Origin of the sequence: Pontibacter ramchanderi, from assembly GCF_002846395.1 — a bacterium.
Classification (GTDB): domain Bacteria; phylum Bacteroidota; class Bacteroidia; order Cytophagales; family Hymenobacteraceae; genus Pontibacter; species Pontibacter ramchanderi.
Genome location: NZ_PJMU01000003.1, coordinates 563,355 through 586,289, shown reverse-complemented (window position 1 = coordinate 586,289; position 22,935 = coordinate 563,355). Strand labels below are relative to the sequence as shown.

At 40.4% G+C, this 22,935-nt stretch carries 19 protein-coding genes; 18 read left to right on the top strand and 1 reads right to left on the bottom strand.

Going from position 1 to position 22,935, the window contains the following annotated elements:
* The first annotated feature begins 942 nt into the window (after positions 1–942).
* Both BD749_RS15095 and BD749_RS15090 read left to right on the top strand, forming a co-directional pair.
* Positions 943–1,605, top strand: coding sequence for a YceI family protein (locus tag BD749_RS15095; protein WP_180336423.1), 663 nt, complete (start codon positions 943–945; stop codon positions 1,603–1,605).
* Between the two features lie 278 nt (positions 1,606–1,883).
* Complete coding sequence (locus BD749_RS15090) at positions 1,884–2,645, top strand: DUF6503 family protein (protein ID WP_101445868.1); 762 nt, start codon at positions 1,884–1,886, stop codon at positions 2,643–2,645.
* Between the two features lie 340 nt (positions 2,646–2,985).
* On the opposite strand, the gene BD749_RS15085 is transcribed toward BD749_RS15090, so the two are convergent.
* Positions 2,986–3,882, bottom strand: coding sequence for a flavin reductase family protein (locus BD749_RS15085; RefSeq protein WP_101445867.1), 897 nt, complete (start codon positions 3,880–3,882; stop codon positions 2,986–2,988).
* A gap of 162 nt (positions 3,883–4,044) precedes the next feature.
* On the opposite strand from BD749_RS15085, the gene BD749_RS15080 reads away from it, so the two are divergent.
* From BD749_RS15080 to BD749_RS15005, 16 genes are all read left to right on the top strand, one after another.
* Positions 4,045–5,529, top strand: a complete 1,485-nt coding sequence (locus BD749_RS15080) for an MBOAT family O-acyltransferase (RefSeq protein WP_101445866.1) — start codon at positions 4,045–4,047, stop codon at positions 5,527–5,529.
* Entirely contained in the window at positions 5,530–6,510 is a 981-nt protein-coding gene (locus tag BD749_RS19260; RefSeq protein WP_143741270.1) for a DUF1574 family protein, read from the top strand.
* Positions 6,511–6,689: 179 nt separating this feature from the next.
* Complete coding sequence (locus BD749_RS15070; protein WP_101445864.1) at positions 6,690–7,478, top strand: polysaccharide biosynthesis/export family protein; 789 nt, start codon at positions 6,690–6,692, stop codon at positions 7,476–7,478.
* 23 nt (positions 7,479–7,501) lie between these two features.
* Positions 7,502–9,862 carry a GumC family protein gene (locus BD749_RS15065; RefSeq protein WP_101445863.1) on the top strand — a complete coding sequence of 787 codons (2,361 nt, stop codon included), beginning with the start codon at positions 7,502–7,504 and terminating at the stop codon, positions 9,860–9,862.
* 138 nt (positions 9,863–10,000) lie between these two features.
* On the top strand, positions 10,001–11,311 hold the full coding sequence (locus BD749_RS15060) for a nucleotide sugar dehydrogenase (protein ID WP_317046362.1): 1,311 nt from the start codon (positions 10,001–10,003) through the stop codon (positions 11,309–11,311).
* An 86-nt stretch (positions 11,312–11,397) separates the two neighbouring features.
* Complete coding sequence (locus tag BD749_RS15055; protein WP_101445862.1) at positions 11,398–12,396, top strand: SDR family oxidoreductase; 999 nt, start codon at positions 11,398–11,400, stop codon at positions 12,394–12,396.
* Between the two features lie 32 nt (positions 12,397–12,428).
* Positions 12,429–13,430 (top strand): NAD-dependent 4,6-dehydratase LegB, encoded by a 1,002-nt coding sequence (locus BD749_RS15050; RefSeq protein WP_101445861.1) that lies wholly within the window; start codon positions 12,429–12,431, stop codon positions 13,428–13,430.
* A gap of 35 nt (positions 13,431–13,465) precedes the next feature.
* Positions 13,466–14,635 (top strand): LegC family aminotransferase, encoded by a 1,170-nt coding sequence (locus tag BD749_RS15045; protein WP_101445860.1) that lies wholly within the window; start codon positions 13,466–13,468, stop codon positions 14,633–14,635.
* A 1-nt stretch (position 14,636) separates the two neighbouring features.
* Positions 14,637–15,665: an N-acetylneuraminate synthase gene (neuB, locus tag BD749_RS15040; RefSeq protein ID WP_101445859.1), complete on the top strand. Its 1,029-nt coding sequence runs from the start codon at positions 14,637–14,639 to the stop codon at positions 15,663–15,665.
* 53 nt (positions 15,666–15,718) lie between these two features.
* Positions 15,719–16,816: a UDP-N-acetylglucosamine 2-epimerase gene (gene neuC / locus BD749_RS15035; RefSeq protein ID WP_245869266.1), complete on the top strand. Its 1,098-nt coding sequence runs from the start codon at positions 15,719–15,721 to the stop codon at positions 16,814–16,816.
* The gene (locus BD749_RS15030; protein ID WP_101445857.1) at positions 16,813–17,694 is read left to right on the top strand and encodes a methionyl-tRNA formyltransferase; all 882 of its coding nucleotides are present in this window, start codon (positions 16,813–16,815) and stop codon (positions 17,692–17,694) included. The genes neuC and BD749_RS15030 overlap by 4 nt, the downstream gene beginning before the upstream one ends.
* Complete coding sequence (locus BD749_RS15025) at positions 17,694–18,365, top strand: PIG-L deacetylase family protein (RefSeq protein WP_101445855.1); 672 nt, start codon at positions 17,694–17,696, stop codon at positions 18,363–18,365. The genes BD749_RS15030 and BD749_RS15025 overlap by 1 nt, the downstream gene beginning before the upstream one ends.
* 2 nt (positions 18,366–18,367) lie before the next feature.
* On the top strand, positions 18,368–19,414 hold the full coding sequence (locus tag BD749_RS15020) for a nucleotidyltransferase family protein (protein ID WP_101445853.1): 1,047 nt from the start codon (positions 18,368–18,370) through the stop codon (positions 19,412–19,414).
* Positions 19,415–20,092 (top strand): acylneuraminate cytidylyltransferase family protein, encoded by a 678-nt coding sequence (locus BD749_RS15015; protein ID WP_101445852.1) that lies wholly within the window; start codon positions 19,415–19,417, stop codon positions 20,090–20,092.
* Positions 20,093–20,096: 4 nt separating this feature from the next.
* A complete protein-coding gene (locus BD749_RS15010) occupies positions 20,097–21,530 on the top strand; it encodes a lipopolysaccharide biosynthesis protein (RefSeq protein ID WP_101445851.1) in 1,434 nt (477 codons plus the stop codon).
* Entirely contained in the window at positions 21,496–22,935 is a 1,440-nt protein-coding gene (locus BD749_RS15005) for a hypothetical protein (RefSeq protein ID WP_101445850.1), read from the top strand. Before BD749_RS15010 ends, BD749_RS15005 begins: the two co-directional genes overlap by 35 nt.

The following is a 22,935-nucleotide window of genomic DNA, read 5'->3' as shown; positions in this document are numbered from 1 at the left end:
ACGCTCGAGACGGGTATCGTGGGGCCTCTGGCCGCATAGCTATACCTTTACTTTTACCTATAACTAGCGTAGCTACTGCTTTTCTATACCTCAATCTTTTTTGTTTTATAGCTTCGCCTGTGCGGCGGGCACTTCCTTTTTGTCTTGACACAAATCGAGGGCCCCTACCCCCAAAGAAGGCAAAAAAGTCAAGACCCTCCAAATCGAGGGCCCCTACCCCCACTCGCTTACCGCTCTTGACAGGGGGACCCCTTCACCCCCAACAGTGGCGTGTCGTTTAGTGCACCTGGCAAAAGCTATTTATTTCATAGTTGGAGGGGCAAGGATGTCTTTCAATGCGTGCCAGCGGTCACGTGCTGACGTAAAATCTACAACACCTATACCTTGGAGTGGCAATTACAGACTCCCCCTTTGAAGGGGGCAGGGGGATGTCTATCGAGCATAGGTATCACATGCTTTAACTACAACGCCTAGTCCTGTCGAATAGCAGCTGCAGAGATTCCCCTCTAGAGAGGGGTAGGGGTGTGTTCAATCTGTAGGACTACCTTGAGCTGTAACTAAAACTCCTATAACCGACATTTAGCCACTACAGATTTCCTACATAAAGTAAGGGCTCTATTCAAAAGTCAGGGAGATGTAAGGCTGACTGGACCCAGCATTTAAAAAAAGGTCCACGTTCAAACAATAAATGACAATCTCCGAAACAAGCATAAGTATACAGTCAACTTTAAAGTCAAACTAACCTGCACCTTTTATCAGATCTTCTAAATGATCTCGCTGTACAAAATCCAGGCAAAAAGAAAAAACCTGAAAATTTAAAATCAAAGCAGCAATTCAGTAGATTCTTTCAAAAATAATTGAACTATGTTTGTACAATAAATGTATATACATTAAATTTGCAAATCAAATTCAGAAAACTATCATTATCTAAATCAGAATTACATGAAAAAGACAGCGATCCTTGCTTCTATGGCTGCAGCATTTTTGTTTACTGCCTGCACCGACAGCAACACTGCCACAGAGAACACAACTGCCGTAACAACTGAGACGACTGTATCGACAGAAGGTGAGGCTTATGCGCTTGATCCGGCTGCCAGCCAGCTGACCTGGAACGGTAAAAAAGTAGGCGGTGAGCACTCTGGCAACATCAGCCTGCAAGGCGGCGAACTGCTGGTAGCAGACGACCAGGTAGTAGGTGGCGAGTTTACCATCGACATGGCCTCTATCACTAATACCGACATCGAGGATGCTAAATATAACAGCGACCTGGTTGGTCACCTGAAGTCTGACGATTTCTTTGGCGTAGAGCAGCACCCAACTGCAAACTTCAAAATCAACAGCATCAGCCCGATTGCCGACGCTGCTGCCGGTCAGCCAAACTACAACGTTTCAGGCGACCTGACCATCAAGGGCAAAACAAACCCGGTTACTTTCCCAGCCACAATCAATGTTGAGAACGGTACTGCTACAGCGAAAGCCGATGTGATCGTTGACCGCGCTAAGTATGACGTGCGCTACGGTTCGAAGAGCTTCTTCGACGACCTGGGCGACAAGGTAATCGACGATAACTTCACAGTGAGCCTCGACATCAAAGCAACAAAATAATTACCTCCCCCGAGTAGGTAATCCCTTCCTAAGCCCTCCCTTAATAACAGGGGAGGGCTTTTTTATTTATTGTCTGAATCAGGATTCACAGGATTTTTAATATTGATTGCTCTTTCACAGGAATCCTGAAAATCTTAAAATCCTGTAAATCCTTGGGGTAGGGGCCCTATATAAAGATTCGGACAAATTACTAATGTACGATTCGGACAGGTCGCTATCGGTCCCTGCAGATAGTTGGAAAATGATTAACTTGCCCTGCATCTAAAATCCGACACGCCATGCCACACAAAGCACTCTATACCTTATTCTTCCTCCTCCTGATCACCATCACTTCCTGCCAAACCGAAAAGCAGACGGATGCGCAGCAGATTGTAGACCAGGCCATTGAGGCGCATGGCGGAGATCGCTTCTTGAAAAGTGCGATCAGCTTTAAATTTAGGGATAGGCAGTACCATGCCTTGCGCGATGGTGGCGTGTTTGTGTATAGTCGCACCTTTACAGACTCCACTGGCCAACAGGTAAGGGATGTGTGGCGTAACAGTGGTTTCACACGCACCGTCAATGATGTAGAAGTGGACCTGCCCGAGGAGAGGCAAAAGGCTTTCACGGCTTCCGTTAACTCCGTGATCTACTTTGCGCTGCTGCCTTATGCCCTCAACGACGAAGCAGTACGCAAAGAATACCTGGGCGAAACGACCATCAAGGGCGAGCCCTACTACAAAGTGCGGGTGACCTTTGCGCAGGAAGGCGGTGGTGAAGGTTACCAGGACGTCTATGTCTACTGGTTCCACCAGCAGCGCCATACCATGGACTACCTGGCCTACTCTTTCCAGGAAAACGACGGCGGCACCCGCTTCCGCGAAGCCATCAATCCCCGCACCATCGGCGGCATCCGTTTTCAGGACTACATCAACTACACCTTAAAAGACGAAACCACCCCGCTGGAAGCTTATGACCAAGCCTTCGAAGCCGGTAAAATGGAAAAAGTTTCAGAGGTGGTGCTGGAAGAGATAGAGGTTAATTCGATAGAAGGCCTGTAGGGACAGGTCGCGACCTGTCCGAATCGTAAATGGGTAAATTTCTTCTATAGTGCGTCATCCCTCAGCCCCCTTCAAAAGTAGGGCTGTTTCATTCTGGCTAATTCTCCCCTTGAGGGGAGCAAGAGGGGTGTTTATAGGAGTGAGAAAACTGTATACTGTCTAAACTAACAGCTTTGCAGCATCAAAAATACACCCCTATAATCCCCTCAAGGGGATAGTTTCCCGCAGCTACCGATGATCTGCATAACAAATCAAGAGCAGGGTGCGAAAAGTCCCCCTTCGAAGGGGGTAGGGGGATGACAATCGTGCACGAAAACTAATCACTCATTCACTCAACCACTCACTCACTCATTAATAAAAGCACCTTCCACGCCTCCAACACCTGGTGGTCATCCAGCAATTGCTTTCCTAGCTTTTCCAACTCGCTGCGAAGTTGCGCCTTGTCGTGGCCGTATTTGTTAAGGGTATAGCTTACCAGCGGGTCAGCTTTAAAAGCCTCCACTTCCTCCTGAGTAGGTATCACTTCTGTATTGCCCAGGCGGGCCAGGTGGTTGCCGGTCAATATGCTGCTGTGGCGGATGTGTTCTGGTAATTGATCAACACCAACCCCTTTGTTGCGCACCGGCTTGGGCAACTCGAAAATGCAATCACCGTTTGCCCGCAGGTAGTAGTCGCCACCCATACGCGCCACGGCGTCGAGTTTGTAGGGGTCTATCTTGCCTTCCTCGTTCAGGATATTTTCATTCACATGGATCAGCAGCACCTCACAGATCACCAGGTTGCCCGCGCCGCCTTCCGGCCCCAGGCTGATCACCTCGTTCACCCGGCACTCCATGGCAAAGGGCGCTTCCTTCACGCGGGGTGCGCGTACCATCACCGAAGGCTCCGGCGTCAAGCCTGATTTAATGAACTCGTTAATCCCTTTATCGTATTCCGTGCTGGCCAGCGACATCTGCTCTACGATGTCGTAGTTGCCGATGTTGATCACCACCTCTTTGGTTGTCATCACATTTTCCAGGGTATGCTTGCTGGTATTGTCGCGCACGCGGCGGGCAGGAGAGAAGACCACGATCGGCGGCTTGGCGCTGAACACATTGAAAAAGCTGAAAGGACTCAGGTTCACGTTTCCCTCCTCATCCACCGTGCTGGCAAAGGCAATTGGCCGAGGCGCAATGGCTCCAAGCAATAAAGCATGTACTTCAGCCGTTTTGGTTTCTTTCGGGTTTATCGTTTTCATGGTATGGTCGTGTTCTATCAATAAGTTGCAAGATAAGAATAATAGGCCACTTTAAATTTTAACCATATACTTAGCTTCACTAGATATTTTGCATTTTACTTCCTGAATCTGATCTAAATACGCAAATTTGCAGATTGAACAATGCGTTGATCAAACGAACTTATGCTATTCAACTCCTTCGAGTTCCTGGTCTTCTTCCCGACCGTGGTGGGGCTCTACTTCCTGCTTCCCTATCGTTTCCGTTGGCTGCTGCTGCTTATTGCCAGCTACACCTTTTACATGTTCTGGCGTGTAGACTATGCCATCATCCTGGTTATCTCTACCCTGATCGACTATACCTGCGGGCGCATGATGGACCGCTACTCAGAAGAGGAGCGGGCAAGACGCAAGCCCTGGCTGTGGCTGAGCCTTGTTTCCAACCTTGGCATTCTCTTCACCTTCAAGTACTACAACTTCTTCAACGGTGCAGCCTCTGATCTGGCTAATCTGTTAGGAGTGAGCTACGCGGCGCCCGCCTTTGAGCTGCTGCTGCCCATGGGCATTTCCTTCTACACCTTCCAGACGATGAGCTACTCCATCGATGTGTATTATGGTCGCATCAAGGCTGAAAAACATCTGGGTATTTTTGCGCTCTTCGTGACCTTCTTTCCGCAACTGGTGGCGGGCCCGATCGAGCGTGCGGGCAACCTGCTGGGGCAGCTCAAGCAGAAGCACGATTTCGACTACGACCGCGTAACGAGCGGCCTCCGTCTCATGGCCTGGGGCCTGTTCAAGAAAGTGGTGGTGGCTGACCGCCTGGCTATAATGGTTAATCAGGTGTACAACAACCCCACCAACTATGAGGGCATTCCGCTGATCATTGCTACCGTCTTTTTTGCCTTCCAGATCTATTGCGACTTTTCGGGCTACTCCGACATGGCCATCGGGGCGGCTCGGGTGATGGGCTTTAACCTGATGGAGAACTTCCGCAGGCCCTATTTTTCCAAGTCGATCAAGGAGTTCTGGGGCCGCTGGCACATCTCCCTATCAACCTGGTTCAGGGATTACCTCTACATCCCGCTTGGTGGTAACCGGGTGGTGAAGTGGCGTTGGTACTATAACATATTTATAGTTTTCCTGGTGAGCGGTTTCTGGCATGGGGCTAACTGGACCTTTCTGGTATGGGGTGCTCTGCATGGCTTTTACCAGGTTTTCGGGGAAGTGACAAAAAGGAAACGGGACAACTTAGCCTCTCAGATAGGGTTAAAAAAATGGGGTAGTCTTTATAGTTTCATTCAGATAGGTAGCACTTTTGTGCTAGTATGCTTGGCATGGGTTTTCTTCAGAGCCAATACCATCGGCGACGCTTGGTATATTACTACAAATATTTTTATGGGCTTTACTGAATCATTAAGCACTATAACATCTAGTAGTGTTGCTTTCAAGTATTACATACTATTAGGCAAAGCAAAAGAAGTTTTCGTTCTGGCATTATTATTTATAGCTGTATTAATTATTATTGATAGTATTCAAGAAAGATACAGAATTAAATCTTTGATAGTAAGTTATCCATCTTTACTAAGGCTATCACTCTATAGTTTTTTGATTATAACAATAATACTATATGGTAATTTCTCCAATACTGAATTTATATATTTTCAATTTTAAATGAAGAGGTTTGTAATAAAAATTGTTGGAGTAATTGCTTTAAGTATAGCATTATATGCCATAGTATTATTTCTATATACATTACTGGGTTTTAATAGATGGTTGCCGAATGCAAGAAACACTACAGGAAGAGGGTACTATACTTATTCGAGGTTACAAGAACTTCAGACAATAAAGAATATTGATATTCTCTTCATTGGTTCTTCTCATATGTATAGAGGAGTTGATACACGAGTTTTCGAAAAAAGTAACATCTCTACATTTAACTTAGGAACATCTGGACAAACACCTTATAATACTTACTATCTCCTAAAGGAACATCTAGATCGTATTCGACCTAAAACAATAGTTATGGATGTTTATTTAGAAGGAATGGACAGTGATGGAATGGGTGCATCCATTGAAATAGTCTCTAATCACGAGTTGACAGATAATATGCTAGAGATGGTTAATAAAAAATTAAATTTTGAAACAGCTAATAGTTTATTATCTATATACATATCACGTTTTCATACTCCACTTTCTGAAGTAATAGAGGTAAAACCTACAAATGATTACTATATCCCTGGAGGCTATATAGAGACTAATAAATTAAAAAATGAGCTTACTGAAAAACAGTTAAAAAACTTAAAGAGTCATAGTATTGCAATAAACGATTTGCAGAAGACATACCTTAATAAAGTAGTCGAATTATGTAATGAAAGTAACGTTAGACTCATTTTGATAGTCCCCCCATTGACAAAGGAATTTAAAAATAATATAAGCAATTATGAAGCGTTTATCAATAATCTACAAATATTGCTGCATGAAAAGGGCGTATTATTGATTGACTACAATAATCGAGAAGAGTTGATTTTGAATACTTTTGAAGATTTTTTAGATGCTAATCATTTAAATCCAATTGGTGCTTTAAAATTTAGTTATCTATTAAAAAATGATTTAAGTGAATTAGGTATTAATAACCACATACAAACGAAGTAAGAAAACTTTAGAATACTTATATAGAACTATAATAGTCTGAGAGCTTTTATAATTCCTAAAAATCTGTTTTCAAAAACATTTTCCGTAATTTTGCTTTCTGGCAGACTTGTGTGCTTGCCTTTAGACGCTTAAACTTTGTTTAGAAGGCGAGAGCCCAAGCAAATTTGTTTTTACCCTGTATGAAAATTAAACTGGCACTCTTTCTGAGTCTTCTCTGCTTCGCCTCCTGCAGTTCACTCCGCACCCGTAATATTGTCTATTTCAGTGATCTTGAACAGAAGCCGCTTATTACGGAACAGGTTGAGATGAAACGCCTGACAATTAAGCCGGGGGATCTTCTGGCGATCGAAGTGCTGACACCTAATATGGAAACCAACATGCTCTTTAACCGGGGTATTGTAATGGAAGAAGGAGCTGGCGGAGGCGGACAGATGATGCGTCAGCAAGGGAACCAGAATGAAGGGTATCTGGTAGATACAAAAGGAACTGTCGATTTCCCGGTGCTCGGCAATCTGCTCGTACAGGGCTTAACAACAGAGCAAGTGCGGGATACCCTATTGTTGAAAATACGTGATTATGTGCAGGACCCTATTGTGAAGGTAAGACTGCAAAACTTTCGTTTCACCATGATGGGGGAGACAGGACCGACCGTAGTGACTGTGCCAGCTGATAACGAAGAGGTAAACATTCTGGAGGGACTGGCTATGGCAGGTGGAATCTCCATTTATGGCAAGATGCATAACGTGCTGGTAATTCGGGAGCAGGATGGGCAGCGAAGCATGGCACGCCTGAACCTGAACAGCAAAGAAGCACTAACTTCCCCTTATTTCTACCTGCAGCAAAATGATATTGTTTATGTAGAGCCAGATAAGGCTAAAGTGACAGGTACGAGCTTCATTCGCCGTAACTGGGGCTTCGCAGCTGGTATTGTTTCATCCGCTTGGGTGCTCTATCAATTATTAAAGTAATCTAACGCTTCCTATTTTATAAAATGTCCGAACTCGATTTCCAGGAAGATAACACAGAGTCTCTAGATATAAAGGCACTCGTAATGCGCTACCTGCGTTACTGGTACCTTTTTGTGATTGGTGCAGCTATTGCTCTTATGGCTGCGCATCTGTACTTACGCTACTCAACTCCAGTTTATAGCATTAAAGCAACTATCCTGATCAAGGACGAGAGTGGCGCTGATTTGGCTACTAGTGGCGTTTTAGGAGATTTAGCTGGCTTAAAAGTTAGTAAGTCATTCTCTAACGAAGTCCTTATCATCAAATCTAAGGGGTTAATGGAGCGCGTATTACAAGAGCTTGGTCTTGAAGTTTCTTACTTTGGGGAAGGACGCATTAAGTCACCTGAACTGTATGGAGGCAGAAGCCCTGTTAAAGCAGTAATTGCACAATTAGACTCTACGGGATTAGGGAAAAATTTTATTGTAGAGATAGAAGATGGAAATACTTTTAGTATCTGGGAAGGAGAGAACAAAGTCTCAACGCATAAGTTTGGAGAGCAGATTCGAAAAAAGTATGGTGTATTCACTATTGTAGCTGATTCGGATGTAACGAATGATCAAGGGCGACGTATTTTGGTCCGTTTTAACGACTTACGTAAGTTAGCAAGTCGTTATAGCAAGGGGTTAGGGGTGAGAAGTATCAATGAATTTGCCACCGTCATGGAACTTAGTTTGACGGATCCTGTACCAGCAAAAGGCAAAGATATTTTAAACAAGTTGATCGAGGTTTATAACCGTGAATCTATCAATGAGAAAAACCTGGCTGTCACAAAGACAATCCAGTTTATTGATGAGCGCCTCATTTACTTAACAGGGGAGCTAAGTGCTGTAGAAAAAGATGTGCAGAACTATCTGCAGGAAAATCGAATTATTGATCAGTCAGCGAGCGGAGGTTTATATTTAAATACAGCTCATGGCTTAAAACAGCAGATTACAGATAACGAGATTAAATTAGAAATACTAAAATCAGTAGAATCTTACCTGCAAAAAGAAGAAAATAAGTATGAATTGGTTCCAACCAGCTTGGATATTTCTGATCCGACTCTTGGTGGCTTAATTGCTAATTTCAATAATTTGCAAAATCAGCGTCGACGCTTAGGGCGTTCTGTAACAGAGAGTAACCCTATACTTCGTAACGTAAATGAGCAATTGGATATACTAAGGCTGAATATTCTGGAGAATATTCGCAACATTCGCGAAGGGTTACTAGTAATTCGACGGAATCTGCAGGCTAATGCTCGCCAGTTCGAATCGCAAGTATGGCAGGTACCGTCTATGCAGCGTGAATTGACCGAAATTAATCGTCAGCAAGGTGTTAAAGAAGGACTTTACCTCTTTCTACTTCAAAAGAGGGAAGAAGCAGCATTATCTCAAGCTATTACACCTTCTAATTCCCGTGTTATTGATCCGGCAGTGGCGGGTGGCAGCCCAATTGAACCGCAATCAACGAATATCTATTTAATAGCCTTATTAGCAGGACTGGCCATACCGTTTGCAGGCATATTCCTGCGAGATATGTTAAACGACACTGTAATAGAAATAAGGGATGTTGAAAGGGCTACCCCAACTCCTATTTTAGGCGAAATTGGCCATAATGATACTGACCAAATGTTAGTGATCAGCCAGCAAAGTCGTAGCTCAAGCGCAGAACTTTTCCGTCTGTTACGTGCTAATTTACAGTTCGCTGCAGGAGGCAAAGAAAATAAAGTGATCCTGGTTACTTCCAGTATGAGTGGAGAGGGAAAAACCTTCTTTAGTTTGAACCTGGCTGCCAGTTTGGTCATGACAGGCAAGAAAGTGATAGTATTAGGATTTGACTTGCGTAAGCCTAAACTTACACAAGGTGTTAACCTTCCCAATAACATTGGTATTACCAATTACCTTATTTCTGATACAGTAGAGGTTGAAGACTTAATTCAATTTGCACCCGAAATGCAGGAACTGGCGATTATCGGTTCCGGTCCCATCCCTCCAAATCCAGCAGAACTAATGCTGCTTCCAAAGATCGGAACACTAATTGATGAGTTAAAGGCTGCCTTTGATTATATTATCCTGGATTCTTCACCGGTTGGTCAAGTTGCCGATTCATTAGCACTTGCTCCATACATTGATTCTAGCCTTTATATAGTGCGCTACAATTATACACACAAGAAGCAGCTTCAGATTATCGACGAACTTTATAAGTCACGAAAGCTAAAGCATCCAATGATCGTCTTAAACGATGCAAAGAAGAGCAATAGCTATGGCTATTCGTATGGCTATGGGTACGGTTATGGCAATTACTACGAAGAAGATGGTAAGAAGGGGCTTGGTGGGAAGTTAAGGAAATTGGTGAAAGGCTAATAAATTATTGATTTGCAAAAAGAACACACCCCTGCCCCTCTCAAGAGGGGAATTGACAGGAGATATCCCCTCTTGAGAGGGGCAGGGGTGTGTTGCAAGTTTACGTATACTAAAAACTAGAAAAACGAACATAAAAAGATGTCAGGTACAGAAATGACAGGTATAGAGAATGCCAGGATCGCCGTGATTGGATTGGGTTATGTAGGACTACCGCTGGCCGTAGAGTTTGCAAAGAAATTTCCAGCCGTTGGTTTCGATATTAATGAGGGACGTGTTCAGGAACTGAACAGCGGGCATGACCGCACATTGGAAGTAGAAGATGAATACTTAAAATCTGTATTAGCTCCTAATACAAATGGGCAATCTGGTCTCTATTGCTCCGATCAACTGCAAGATATTGAGACATGTAACTATTTTATAGTAACTGTTCCTACCCCTGTTGATAAAAACAACCGTCCTGACTTAACTCCTCTTTACAAAGCGAGCGAAACAGTTGGTAAGGTGTTGAAGCGTGGAGATATCGTAATCTATGAATCTACTGTATACCCTGGCGTAACAGAAGAGGAGTGCGTGCCGGTGCTGGAGCGTATGTCAGGTCTGAAATTCAACGAAGACTTTTTTGCAGGCTACTCACCTGAACGCATCAACCCTGGCGATAAGGAACACACGGTAGCTAAAATCCTGAAAATCACTTCCGGCTCTACGCCTGAAACTGCTGAGAAAGTAGATAGGCTCTACAAAAGTGTGATTACAGCCGGTACACACAAGGCGGCCTCTATTAAAGTTGCTGAAGCAGCCAAAGTGATCGAGAATGCGCAGCGTGATATCAACATTGCCTTTGTGAACGAACTGGCTAAGATTTTCAACCGTTTGGGCATTGATACGGACGAAGTATTAGAAGCGGCTGGCACGAAATGGAACTTCCTGAAGTTTAAGCCTGGCTTGGTGGGCGGCCACTGTATTGGGGTAGATCCTTACTATCTGGCTCAGAAGGCGCAAGAGGCTGGCTATCATCCAGAGATTATTCTGGCCGGTCGTCGCTTAAACGACGGCATGGGTGAGTACGTAGCCCATGAAGTGATCAAACTGATGGTTAAAAAGGATATCCCTGTAAAAGGTGCTAATATCCTGGTGCTAGGAATCACCTTTAAGGAGAACTGTCCGGACGTGCGCAACACCAAAGTAGTAGACATCTTACGCACCTTGAAGGAGTACAATACCAACATCACCATATACGACCCCTGGGCTGAGCCAACTGAGGTAAAGCATGAATATGGCTGGAGTTCGGTGAAGGAGTTAAACGGCACTACTGATTGCGATGCTGTCATCCTAGCCGTTTCACATGAAGAGTTCAAGTCACTCGACCTAAGCAAGCTTTGCAAAGAAAAAGCTGTGATCTACGACGTAAAAGGAGTACTCCCAAAAGAGCTCTCCGACGCTCGTCTATAAAAATAGGCAATAAAAGCTCCGCTCCTTGGTTAAGGAGGGGCAGGGGTGGTTTGACCCGGTATTCAAACCATTTTCATAAAGAGGATATGTATAGCACACCTTATCATACTACAGACCTAAGCCAGAGTTCTTTCCTAATTACCGGAGGAGCAGGCTTCATTGGTTCTAATATTGTTGAGTACCTTCTGAAATATGGTGCTGGTAAAGTACGAGTATTAGATAATTTCTCGACCGGCTCTTATGTTAATATAGAGGAGTTCAAAAACAATCCAGCCTTTGAACTGCTTGAAGGCGATATCCGCGACCTCGAAACCTGTAGAAGGGCATTGGAAGGTATAGATTATGTATCACACCAGGCAGCATTGGGTTCTGTGCCACGTTCTATCAATGATCCAATAAACAGCAATGATGTGAACGTGAGCGGTTTTTTGAATATGTTAGTAGCAGCAAGAGATGCTACTGTTAAAAGCTTTATTTACGCTGCTAGCTCCAGTACATATGGTGATCATCCGGGCCTGCCAAAAATGGAGGATAAGATTGGTAGTCCACTGTCCCCTTACGCCGTGACAAAATTTGTAAATGAGCTGTATGCTAAAGTATTTTCCAAGACCTATGATTTTCACACCATAGGATTGCGCTACTTTAACGTGTTTGGGCCAAAGCAAAATCCTAAAGGACCTTATGCGGCAGTAATTCCTCTTTTTATAGAAGCAGCCCTTGATAATAAAGCTCCATATATCAATGGAGATGGGGAGACTAGCCGTGATTTTACATTTGTTGAAAATGCGGTACAAGCTAACGTAAGAGCAATGCTTACTACTAGCGTTAACAAACACGAGGTAGTTAATATTGCTTTTGGCGAACGGACTACACTTAACCAACTCTGGAATAGGATTGCAGATATTGCTGGGATCAGCCTGTCTCCTGAATACAGAGAGGAGCGCAAAGGAGATGTACGACATAGTTTGGCTGATATTAATAAAGCCAATGCATTGATAGGCTATAAACCTGCATACTCTGTACTGGAAGGTTTAAGTATAGCTTATAATTGGTATAAAGAAAATACCGTTAAGGTTAGTTTGTAAGTGTAACAACACAACTGATAGTAAGAAAGTAAATGGCCGAGTTAAAGAGTAAAAAGGTATTAGTAACAGGAGCGGATGGTTTTATTGGAAGCCATTTGGTCGAACGTTTAATAGAAGAAGGCTGCCAAGTAAGAGCCTTTACATATTATAATTCATTTAATAGCTGGGGCTGGCTCGATAATTTCTCTAAAGAAAAGCTTTCACAGATTGAGATCTTCTCTGGAGACATAAGAGATCCAAATGGTGTGCGTACTGCCATGAAAGACATTGATGTTGTATTTCACTTGGCTGCTTTGATAGCTATACCTTTCAGTTATCATTCACCGGATAGCTATATTGATACAAATGTAAAAGGTACTCTCAATATAGTGCAGGCAGCTAAAGACTTAGGTATCGAGCGAGTACTGGTTACTTCTACTTCGGAGGTGTACGGTACGGCACAATACATTCCTATTGATGAGAAGCATCCTCGTCAGCCACAATCGCCCTATTCAGCCTCTAAAATCGGAGCTGACTGCATAGCTGATTCTTTTTACAGAAGCTTTAATTTACCACTGACAATTGTGCGTCCATTCAATACCTATGGACCGCGGCAGTCAGCTAGGGCTGTTATACCTACTATTATTACACAATTGTTGCAAGGTAAAACCGAAATCAAATTAGGTGATATCACGCCGACACGCGACCTTCTCTTTGTAAAAGATACAGCCAATGGGTTTATAGAAATTGCAAAGTCTGATAGTCTTGTTGGTGAGGATTGTAACATTGCAACCGAATCCGAAATAACTGTAGGTGACCTTGCACAGAGTTTGATTAATCAGATCAATCCGGACGCAAGGATCATTCAGGATAACGTTCGCCTAAGACCCGAAAAAAGCGAAGTATTCCGTTTGTACGGCGCTAATGGCAAAATTAAGAGCCACACCAATTGGAAGATACAGTATACCTTGGAAGAGGGACTTGCCGAAACAGTTGAATGGTTCAGAAATAAAGAGAACCTGCGCCAATACAAAGCTGATATTTACAATATCTAATCGTTTTCCTGGTTTAAATATTCTATTAATACCTCATGGAGCAGAACTCCAGGCATAGCCGCATCATTTCATTTATAAAATCACAGTTTCCGAATCAGGATTTTATACCCTTACATGAGCCTAGGTTTATTGGCAATGAGAAGAAGTACGTTGCTGATGCAATAGACTCTACTTTTGTTTCTTCTGTGGGTGCATATGTAAACCGCTTCGAAGAAATGATGCAGGAAATCACTGGCGCGAATTATGCGATTGCTACTGTGAACGGTACGGCAGCTTTGCATATGGCACTTATAGTAGCTGGTGTTAAACAAGGTGAAGAGGTATTGGCTCAGGACCTGACTTTTATAGCCACAGCCAATGCTATCAGCTATATAGGGGCTATACCTGTTTTTCTAGATATAGATAGAAAAACATTGGGACTGTCTGCAGAAAAGCTGGAAGCTTTTCTGCTAAAATATGGCAGGAATGAAAATGGTGTAACGATCAATACGAAAACCGGAAACAGAATTGCAGCCTGTGTGCCTATGCATACCTTCGGTTTCCCATGTGAGATTGACCGAATAGCTGCAATCTGTGAAAACTGGAATATTGCTTTAGTAGAGGATGCCGCAGAGTCTTTAGGTAGCTATTATAAAGGCAAACACACAGGCAATTTTGGGCTGCTAGGTACTTTTAGCTTCAATGGCAATAAAACTGTAACATGCGGCGGCGGAGGTGCTATAGTAACCGACGACGAAAGAATTGCTAAATTAGCAAAACACCTAACAACGCAAGCTAAAATGCCCCATGCATGGGAGTTTAACCATGATCATATCGGCTATAACTACCGCATGCCTAATCTTAATGCCGCACTTGCTTGTGCTCAATTAGAGCAATTAGGAGCTTTTGTTGAAAATAAGCGTGCATTAGCTGAAAGTTATAAGAACTTCTTTGAAGGTATAGAAGGGGTAGAGTTTGTGAGTGAAGAACCAGATGCAAAAGCAAACTATTGGCTGAATGCGCTGCTGTTAGAAGACAAGGAAGCACGCGAAGCTTTCTTAGCGGATTTGAATGGTAATGGTGTGATGACACGTCCTGTTTGGACATTGATGCACAAATTGCCCATGTTCCAAAATTGCTTGCACGACGATCTGACAGTAAGTAAATGGGTGGAAGAAAGACTGGTGAATATCCCGAGTAGTGTAAGGATCTCCAGAGAATTTTAAAATGAAGAGAACGATCATTATAGCAGAAGCAGGTGTTAACCACAACGGTGATATCGCATTAGCGAAGCAACTAATTGATGTTGCTGCTGATGCAGGTGCTGATTATGTGAAATTTCAAACCTTTAAAGCTGATAAATTAGTTAGTAGAACTGCCAAGCAGGCTGCCTACCAGGTAAAGAATCAAAAAAGGCAGAGTGATGATACTCAGTACTCAATGCTCAAAAAGCTTGAACTTTCAGAGGAAAACCATTTTGTACTCCAAGCATATGCATCTGATAGAGGAGTTAAGTTTTTATCTACTGGTTTTGACCCTGAGAGTATTGACTTTCTTGATCAAATAGGGATTGATCTATTCAAGGTACCGTCTGGTGAAATAACAAATAAGCCATACTTAGAGCAGATTGCGAAAAAAGGTAAAGCTGTTGTCCTTTCTACAGGTATGGCAACTCTGCAGGAAGTCAAAGATGCTATCTCAGTTTTGATGAAGGAAGGATTAAATAAAGAAGATATCTCTGTTCTTCACTGCAACACAGAGTATCCCACCCCTATGGGTGATGTTAATCTAAGAGCAATGCTAGCTATAAGAGACAGTCTTGGCGTTAAAGTGGGGTATTCTGATCACACATTAGGAATTGAAGTACCCATTGCTGCAGTTGCACTAGGTGCAGTCATAATTGAAAAACACTATACTCTAGATAAGGAGTTGCCTGGTCCGGACCATAAAGCTTCTCTCAGCCCTCAGGAACTGAAAGATATGGTTCTTGCAATTCGTAACATTGAGCAGGCACTAAGCGGAAGTACTGAAAAGGAACCTAGCGCATCAGAGTTGAAGAATAGAGAGCTAATCAGAAAGAGTATTTATTATAATTCAGCTTTGACTAAAGGTACTGTAATAGGTGAGGATCATTTAATAATGATGCGTCCTGCAACAGGTATAAGCCCAATGGAAGTAGACTCTGTAGTTGGCAAAGCATTGAAAAGCGATGTGGAGCAGGGGCAGATTGTGAGTTTTGATGATTTTGAGCAATGAAAATTTGTGTAGTCACTGGCACTAGAGCTGAGTATGGGCTTCTCTATTGGACAATGAAGGAGTTACAGCAAGAATTTGATATTGATTTGCAGATATGTGTTACAGGAATGCACCTATCACCAGAATTTGGGCTAACATATAAGCAAATTGAGCAAGATGGGTTTCATATAGACAAGAAAGTAGAGATACTGCTGTCTTCTGATACATCCGTTGGAGTTTCTAAAAGCATAGGCCTTGGTATTATTTCTTTCTCCGAAGCTTTTAATGAACTCAAGCCAGATTTAGTTCTATTACTAGGTGATCGGTTTGAGGCATTTGCAGCCGCCTCTGCCGCTATGATTGGTAAAATACCTGTTGCTCATTGCCATGGAGGGGAGGCTACAGAAGGGTTAATTGATGAGCCGATTCGACACTCAATTACTAAGATGTCACACATACATTTCACTTCAACCGAACAGTATAGAAAAAGGGTGATTCAGTTAGGCGAGCAACCTCATAATGTGCATAACGTGGGGGCTCTGGGAATTGAAAATATAAATAAGCTTGATCTATTGAGTAGAACAAATTTCGAAGAAAGTATAGGTTTCAGGCTTGGAGATAGAAATGTACTTGTAACCTTCCATCCTGTAACGCTTGAAAACGCCACAGCTGAGCATCAATTCACTGAGCTTTTAAAAGCCTTAGATGAACTACAAGCTACTAAGATAATTTTCACAAAGCCTAATGCAGATACTGATGGAAGGATTATAATCAACCTAATTGATCAGTATACGAAGAAAAATCCGGAGAAGAGTGTCGCGTTTGTATCTCTGGGCCAGCTCAGATATTTATCAGCTTTACAATTCATGGATGCCGTTATAGGCAACTCTTCAAGTGGGTTAATTGAGGTGCCTAGCTTCAAAACTGCAACGATAGACATAGGAGACAGGCAAAGAGGGAGAATCAAAGCAGACAGTGTAATATCCTGTGAGCCTAGCTATGTTTCAATTAAAAATGCTATTGAAGAAGCGTTCTCTGATAGTTTTAGGGAGAAATTGGTTCATATTAAGAATCCCTACGGAGAAAAAGATTCTTCTAAAGATATAGTCAAAGTAATAAAGAACACGAACCTAAGCTCGCTTCTGAAAAAGAAGTTTTACGACCTAGTATGAGAGTAGTCTTTATTGGTACTGTAGAGTTCTCAAGGGAAGCCTTACTTAAGCTTCTAGAACTTAACGTTAATGTTGTTGGAGTTGTAACTAAGGAGAAGTCAGAGTTTAACGCAGATTTCTCTAATCTGGTAGATATATGTGAAGAGCGGGGTATTAATTGTAAATACGTTAACAATATCAACCATCCAAACAATGTTAAGTGGATTAAGCAACTAAAACCAGACATATTATTTTGTTTTGGATGGTCTAGTCTGCTCAAGCCTGAAGTTCTTAATTTAGCCCCTCATGGTGTTTTAGGATTTCATCCTGCTCTTATTCCTGCTAATAGAGGCAGACATCCCATTATTTGGGCCCTTGCATTAGGGCTGGATAAAACAGGGTCTACTTTCTTTTTTATGGATGAAGGTGCTGACACCGGTGACATTCTTAATCAAAAAGAAGTCCTTATTAATTGTGAGGATGACGCAGCTAGCCTCTATATCAAAATTATAAAAGTAGCACTAGGTCAAATTGAGGAGTTTATACCTAAGCTGATCAGTGGGAAGTATAAAAGAATTAAGCAGGTAGGCGAAGGTAACACTTGGAGAAAAAGGGGGGAAAAAGACGGAGAAATTGATTGGCGAATGTCAAGTAAGTCAATCATAAATCTGGTTAAAGCTTTAACAAGGCCTTATTTGGGAGCACACTTCGTGCACAATAATGAGGAGTATAAAGTTTGGAGATGTGTAGTTGAAGCTACTGAGAAAATGACAAACATAGAGCCGGGCAAAGTTTTGAAAATAGAAGCTGATAAAATGTTGGTCAAAACAGGAGATGGAGCACTCTGGCTAACAGAATATGATCAAATTAAAGATATAGCAGTAGGACAATATATATAATGGCAAAAGTTATAGTTATTTCTGCCCATCCAGATGATGAAGTTCTTGGTGTAGGCGGTGCATTACTCAAGCATAAGGAAAATGGGGATGAGATATATTGGTTGATAGTGACTAACATATTTGAAAAGGATGGTTTTTCAGAGTATAGAGTCAAAACAAGGCAGGAGGAAATTGTAAAAGTTGCGAACCTGCTTGGTGTCAAACAGACTTTTAAACTTGATTACCCTACAATGACACTATCAAGCTCTAGTTTGATTAAAATGGTACCTGAAATATCCGCTATTTTCCAAGAGGTTGAGCCTGAGATCATTTACTCGTTGAATAGATCTGATGCGCATTCTGATCATAGAGTTATTTTTGATGCTGTGATGGCCTGTACAAAATCATTTCGATATCCATTCATAAAAAAAGTTCTAATGTACGAATGTATCTCTGAGACAGAGTTTGCCCCTGTACTGGCAGAGAAAGCATTTTTACCTAATTACTTCATAGATATTTCAAAGCATCTAGAGCAGAAGCTTGAAATAATGGAAATATATGAGTCAGAGTTAGGGAAGCACCCTTTCCCTCGGTCATTAGAAAATATAAAAGCACTAGCACACTTTAGAGGAGCTAGTGTTGGAGTACACTATGCAGAGGCTTTCCAACTTATAAAGTTTATTGATAAATAAATATGGTTGATTATCGGAAGCATATTATTCTTAGCAATACCCCCATTAAGGCAGCGCTAGCTCAACTAAATGAATTGGCCGCTGATGCAATACTTTTTGTTGTTAATGAGGAGGAAAAGCTATTAGGATCTTTAACGGATGGTGATGTTCGAAGAGGTTTCTTAAAAGGACTCACGTTAAATGATGTAGTTAATGAGTTTATACAGCCGAACCCTAAGTTTCTTCAAAGAGGCTCCTACACAATTGATGAAGTAATCAGCTACAGAAAAAACAACTTCAAAATAATTCCAGTCCTCTGTAAAGATGGTAAAATTGTCAATATAATAAACTTCAGGTTTCTTAAATCTTACTTACCAGTTGATGCTGTATTAATGGCAGGAGGAAGGGGAGAGCGCTTAAAACCTCTGACGGATGATACACCAAAGCCTCTTCTTAAAGTAGGTAAAAAGCCTATAATAGAGCATAACATTGATCGATTGATCAGTTATGGTATCGATGATGTATGGATTTCGGTCAGGTATCTGGGTGAGCAGCTTGAAGGATATTTTAAGGATGGAAGCTCCAAGTTTATTAATGTTAAATATGTTTGGGAAGATGAACCACTCGGAACTCTTGGTGCGGTGAGTAAAATTGAGGATTTTCAGCATGAGTATATTTTGGTAACAAATTCAGATCTATTGACAAATCTGGATTACGAAGATTTCTTCCTGCATTTTCAAGAAAATGATGCTGCTCTATCTGTAGTTACTATACCTTATACTGTTAATGTACCTTATGCTGTTTTGGAAACAGAGAATAATAGTATCAAGAGTTTTAAAGAGAAGCCTACCTACACATATTACTCTAATGGAGGTATCTACCTATTAAAGAAAGAAGTGCTTAATTATATTCCTAAAAATAGCTTTTATAACACTACTGATCTTATGGAGCTTTTGATCTCTAAAGGATTGAAAGTAACATCTTATCCATTAAGGGGTTATTGGTTAGACATTGGCCAGCATGAAGATTATAAAAAAGCTCAAGAAGATATACATCATATTAAGTTTTAGATGAATATACTCTATTTAATTCCTGCGAGAGGGGGATCTAAAGGTTTACCTGGCAAAAATATTAAGCATCTTAATGGAAGGCCTTTAATATACTATACTATTGATGCCGCAAGAGAAGTAAGTAGTGATATTGATATTTGTGTCTCAACTGATGATGAGAGCATAGCAGAAGTTGTTAAACATTATGGCTTGGATCTTCCCTTCATAAGACCAGCGGAGCTCGCTACAGATAATGCAACTTCAGAAGAGGTTTTGAAGCATGCGATTCAGTATTATGAAAGTATCAGCAAACCATATGATTACGTGGTATTGCTTCAACCAACTTCTCCTTTACGCACAGGTAAACAAATTAAAGAAGCATTAGATCTTATAAATTCCGAAACTGAAATGATCGTTTCAGTAAAAGAAACAGATGCAAATCCATACTATGTACTCTTTGAAGAAGATAAATATGGATTTTTAAAAAAATCAAAGGAAGGTACTTTTACTACCAGGCAAGATTGTCCAAAGGTCTATGAATTGAATGGCGCTATTTATATTATTAATATTGAAAAACTAAAACATAAAGTACTAGCTGAACTACAAAAAGCAAAGTATGTTATGGATAAAATGAGCTCTATTGATATTGATGATAACTTAGATTTTGCATGGTGCGAATATATTTTGATGAGAAAATAGAAGAATGTTAAAAAGGATTTTTTCTCATACAGCCATATATGGACTTGCGCCACATGTATCAAAAATTGCAAGTCTTTTTGTTTTACCAGTAATTACACAAGACCTAACTGAGTTAGATTACGGTGTTGCAGGAACCCTCACAGCTTATACTGGCGTAATTTCAGTTTTATCAACTCTTGGACTTAGACTAATTTTAGTAAATACTTTTTATAAATCTCCAAACCAATATAAGTGGGCTTGGAGGCAAATTTACGGCTTTTTAAGTTTATGGGTTATTCCTTATACATTAATATTGGGTTTGCTTCTTTATAAAGTAGTTCCTAATGAAGCTAGTGATAATACAATATCAATTGTATTATTGAATATATTACCAATTGTGGCATTTGGTAATACAAGTACTTTAGGAACTACTTACTTCCAAATAAATAAACAGCCTCTACAAGTAGGAGTTAGGACAGCAATTTTTGGAGTGTTAGCTGTTTTCTTAAATCTATTTACTATCTCATATCTAAAACTAGGGTATATGGGATGGTTTTGGACATCATTTATAGTTGGTATACTCTCAAATGTATCATATTGGATACCAATAAACATACAATTGGGTATTACGCCTATATTCAACTTTAAATGGAAAACCATCAGGGGTTATTTGAAAAGAAGTTTACCAACTGTTCCGCACTATTACTCTAGCTATTTATTAAATAGTTCTGACCGTATGGTAATGGATTGGTTGAAAATAGGAACAGGAGATATAGGGAAGTATAATATTGCTTATACCATTGGTGGTTATGTAGAGCGAATAGCTATTGCAAGTGGTTTAGCAATTAACCCAATGCTTAATGAGTATTATAAACAGGGAGAGGACAAGAGAGCAAGAGATTTAATTTTTTTGTTGCAGATAATATTTTGGTTGATGACTTTCATAATAAGCTTATGGTTAAAAGAGATTTTCTATATCCTTATTAAAAATAATGTTTTGAGCGAAATGTATCCATTAGCTATAATAATAGTCATGAGCTATAATTATCGACCCATGTACTATGGAGCGAATAGTAAATTATTTTATACAGAGAATACGAAACAGCTTTGGAAAATTACTACTGTTGCTGGCATTAGCAATCTCGTTCTAAACTTTTTCCTAATACCATTTTATGGATTTCAAATAGCCGCAGTTACAACTTTTGTAAGCTTAATGTATATGGGATATGCAGGCTTCTTTATGAAAAAATTTAGAGAAATAACTAAAGTGAAATATTATCCTTTGTTTTGGATATCTGGATCTATATTTATAACCGTATTGGCCTACTATTTAGTTGAATTAAATCTATTATACAAAATATTTATAACAACTATAATCTTATTAATTGGAGGCTTAACAGTAAGAATATTTAATTCGAAAAACCTTGGAAAGAAACAAAATAATAAAGTCTATAATTGATTTTGAAGGTAAATATGATGTTGCATCTTGGAAAATTAATGATATACACATTTGGCCAGTCATAAGGCTTGATCTGTTTTTTTCTCATTGGAATAAGCATAAATCGACCGAGAAAATTAAGAGAGCTAATAAGTCGTCATTAATACAAGATTTTCTATATTCAATTTTTTTTATATTAAAAAAATTTAAGAAGAGTAACGTTGTGTTTGCAGGTGCAAACTCACATAGATCTTGGCTAAATGAAAAAAATATTAATAAATATTTCGATCCATTATTAGACTATTTAGAAGATAAAAATGGTAAATCATTTTATCTTTTAGAATATGATGGAGTAAGAGAATCTTTTGACAAATTTTATAAAAAGTCTAGAATAATTGAATTATACAGGATTCTCCATATTGCCAAAATCTTTGAGAGATTTAGATGGAAACTGAAAACTAAGAAGTTCAATTCACAACTGCTGGGCTACAATGCCTTTTTAATTGATGCAGAGGCAGAGGGGTTTGAAATATCAGGATTGAAAATAGAGAAATTGGAGAGGAAACTTTCTCAAATAGAAACCTATAGTACAGTATTTGAGATTTTCTTTAAAAAAGTTAATGCTACCCATTGTTTTGCTCTATGCTATTATAGCAAAGAAATGCTAGCTTTTAATTTAGCCGCCTACAGACTCGGAGTTAAATCATTTGATATGCAACATGGGACACAAGGTCCGTTACATGTTGCTTATACTAAATGGTCAAATATACCAACTAAGGGATATGAACTACTACCAAAAACTTTTTGGTGTTGGGATGAGGATTCATGTAGTCATATTGGTATTTGGACAGATACAACTAACAATCATAGTGTAATAGCCGGGGGGAATCCATGGTTAAGTTATCTAACATATGCAAAAAATAATTCATTTGAATTACCTGAAAAGATTATTTTGTATACTTTACAACCAATAGCACCTATTCTCGATGATTATATATTAAAGGTAATAGCAAAAACTGCCAATAGCTATAATTGGTTTATTAGACTTCATCCAAGGCAAATGCATCAGTATGATACTTTGATTAAATTACTTGAAAAACACGACTTAAAGAATAAGGTTAATATTAAAGACGCAACAGATATACCTTTGCCAGATTTATTAAAAAGAACAACCATACATATTTCAAAATTCTCAGGCTCAATTTTAGAAGCAGCTCAAATTGGTGTGCCCACGATTATAATTGATGAAATAGGTGTAGCAAGCTTTAATAACTTAATTAATCATAAACTCGCATTTCCTCTTATTGATGAAGACTCAACAAAACTAATAGAGTTGATTGAGGAACTAGGGAGTTATAGGATAACCCAAAAAGCAACAGATATTAACGATGTATTCTTAAATTTCGAAGATTCCATAAAAGCATAA

What these genes read in the sequence shown, in the direction of transcription:
- BD749_RS15090 (WP_101445868.1), top strand. Translation starts at nt 1,884, where the DNA reads ATGCCACACAAAGCACTCTATACCTTATTCTTCCTCCTCCTGATCACC.
- neuC (WP_245869266.1), top strand. Translation starts at nt 15,719, where the DNA reads ATGAAGGAGTTACAGCAAGAATTTGATATTGATTTGCAGATATGTGTT.
- BD749_RS15020 (WP_101445853.1), top strand. Translation starts at nt 18,368, where the DNA reads ATGGTTGATTATCGGAAGCATATTATTCTTAGCAATACCCCCATTAAG.
- BD749_RS15025 (WP_101445855.1), top strand. Translation starts at nt 17,694, where the DNA reads ATGGCAAAAGTTATAGTTATTTCTGCCCATCCAGATGATGAAGTTCTT.
- BD749_RS15060 (WP_317046362.1), top strand. Translation starts at nt 10,001, where the DNA reads ATGTCAGGTACAGAAATGACAGGTATAGAGAATGCCAGGATCGCCGTG.
- BD749_RS15095 (WP_180336423.1), top strand. Translation starts at nt 943, where the DNA reads ATGAAAAAGACAGCGATCCTTGCTTCTATGGCTGCAGCATTTTTGTTT.
- neuB (WP_101445859.1), top strand. Translation starts at nt 14,637, where the DNA reads ATGAAGAGAACGATCATTATAGCAGAAGCAGGTGTTAACCACAACGGT.
- BD749_RS15015 (WP_101445852.1), top strand. Translation starts at nt 19,415, where the DNA reads ATGAATATACTCTATTTAATTCCTGCGAGAGGGGGATCTAAAGGTTTA.
- BD749_RS15080 (WP_101445866.1), top strand. Translation starts at nt 4,045, where the DNA reads ATGCTATTCAACTCCTTCGAGTTCCTGGTCTTCTTCCCGACCGTGGTG.
- BD749_RS15050 (WP_101445861.1), top strand. Translation starts at nt 12,429, where the DNA reads ATGGCCGAGTTAAAGAGTAAAAAGGTATTAGTAACAGGAGCGGATGGT.
- BD749_RS15055 (WP_101445862.1), top strand. Translation starts at nt 11,398, where the DNA reads ATGTATAGCACACCTTATCATACTACAGACCTAAGCCAGAGTTCTTTC.
- BD749_RS15030 (WP_101445857.1), top strand. Translation starts at nt 16,813, where the DNA reads ATGAGAGTAGTCTTTATTGGTACTGTAGAGTTCTCAAGGGAAGCCTTA.
- BD749_RS15065 (WP_101445863.1), top strand. Translation starts at nt 7,502, where the DNA reads ATGTCCGAACTCGATTTCCAGGAAGATAACACAGAGTCTCTAGATATA.
- BD749_RS19260 (WP_143741270.1), top strand. Translation starts at nt 5,530, where the DNA reads ATGAAGAGGTTTGTAATAAAAATTGTTGGAGTAATTGCTTTAAGTATA.
- BD749_RS15045 (WP_101445860.1), top strand. Translation starts at nt 13,466, where the DNA reads ATGGAGCAGAACTCCAGGCATAGCCGCATCATTTCATTTATAAAATCA.
- BD749_RS15070 (WP_101445864.1), top strand. Translation starts at nt 6,690, where the DNA reads ATGAAAATTAAACTGGCACTCTTTCTGAGTCTTCTCTGCTTCGCCTCC.
- BD749_RS15010 (WP_101445851.1), top strand. Translation starts at nt 20,097, where the DNA reads ATGTTAAAAAGGATTTTTTCTCATACAGCCATATATGGACTTGCGCCA.
- BD749_RS15085 (WP_101445867.1), bottom strand. Translation starts at nt 3,882, where the DNA reads ATGAAAACGATAAACCCGAAAGAAACCAAAACGGCTGAAGTACATGCT.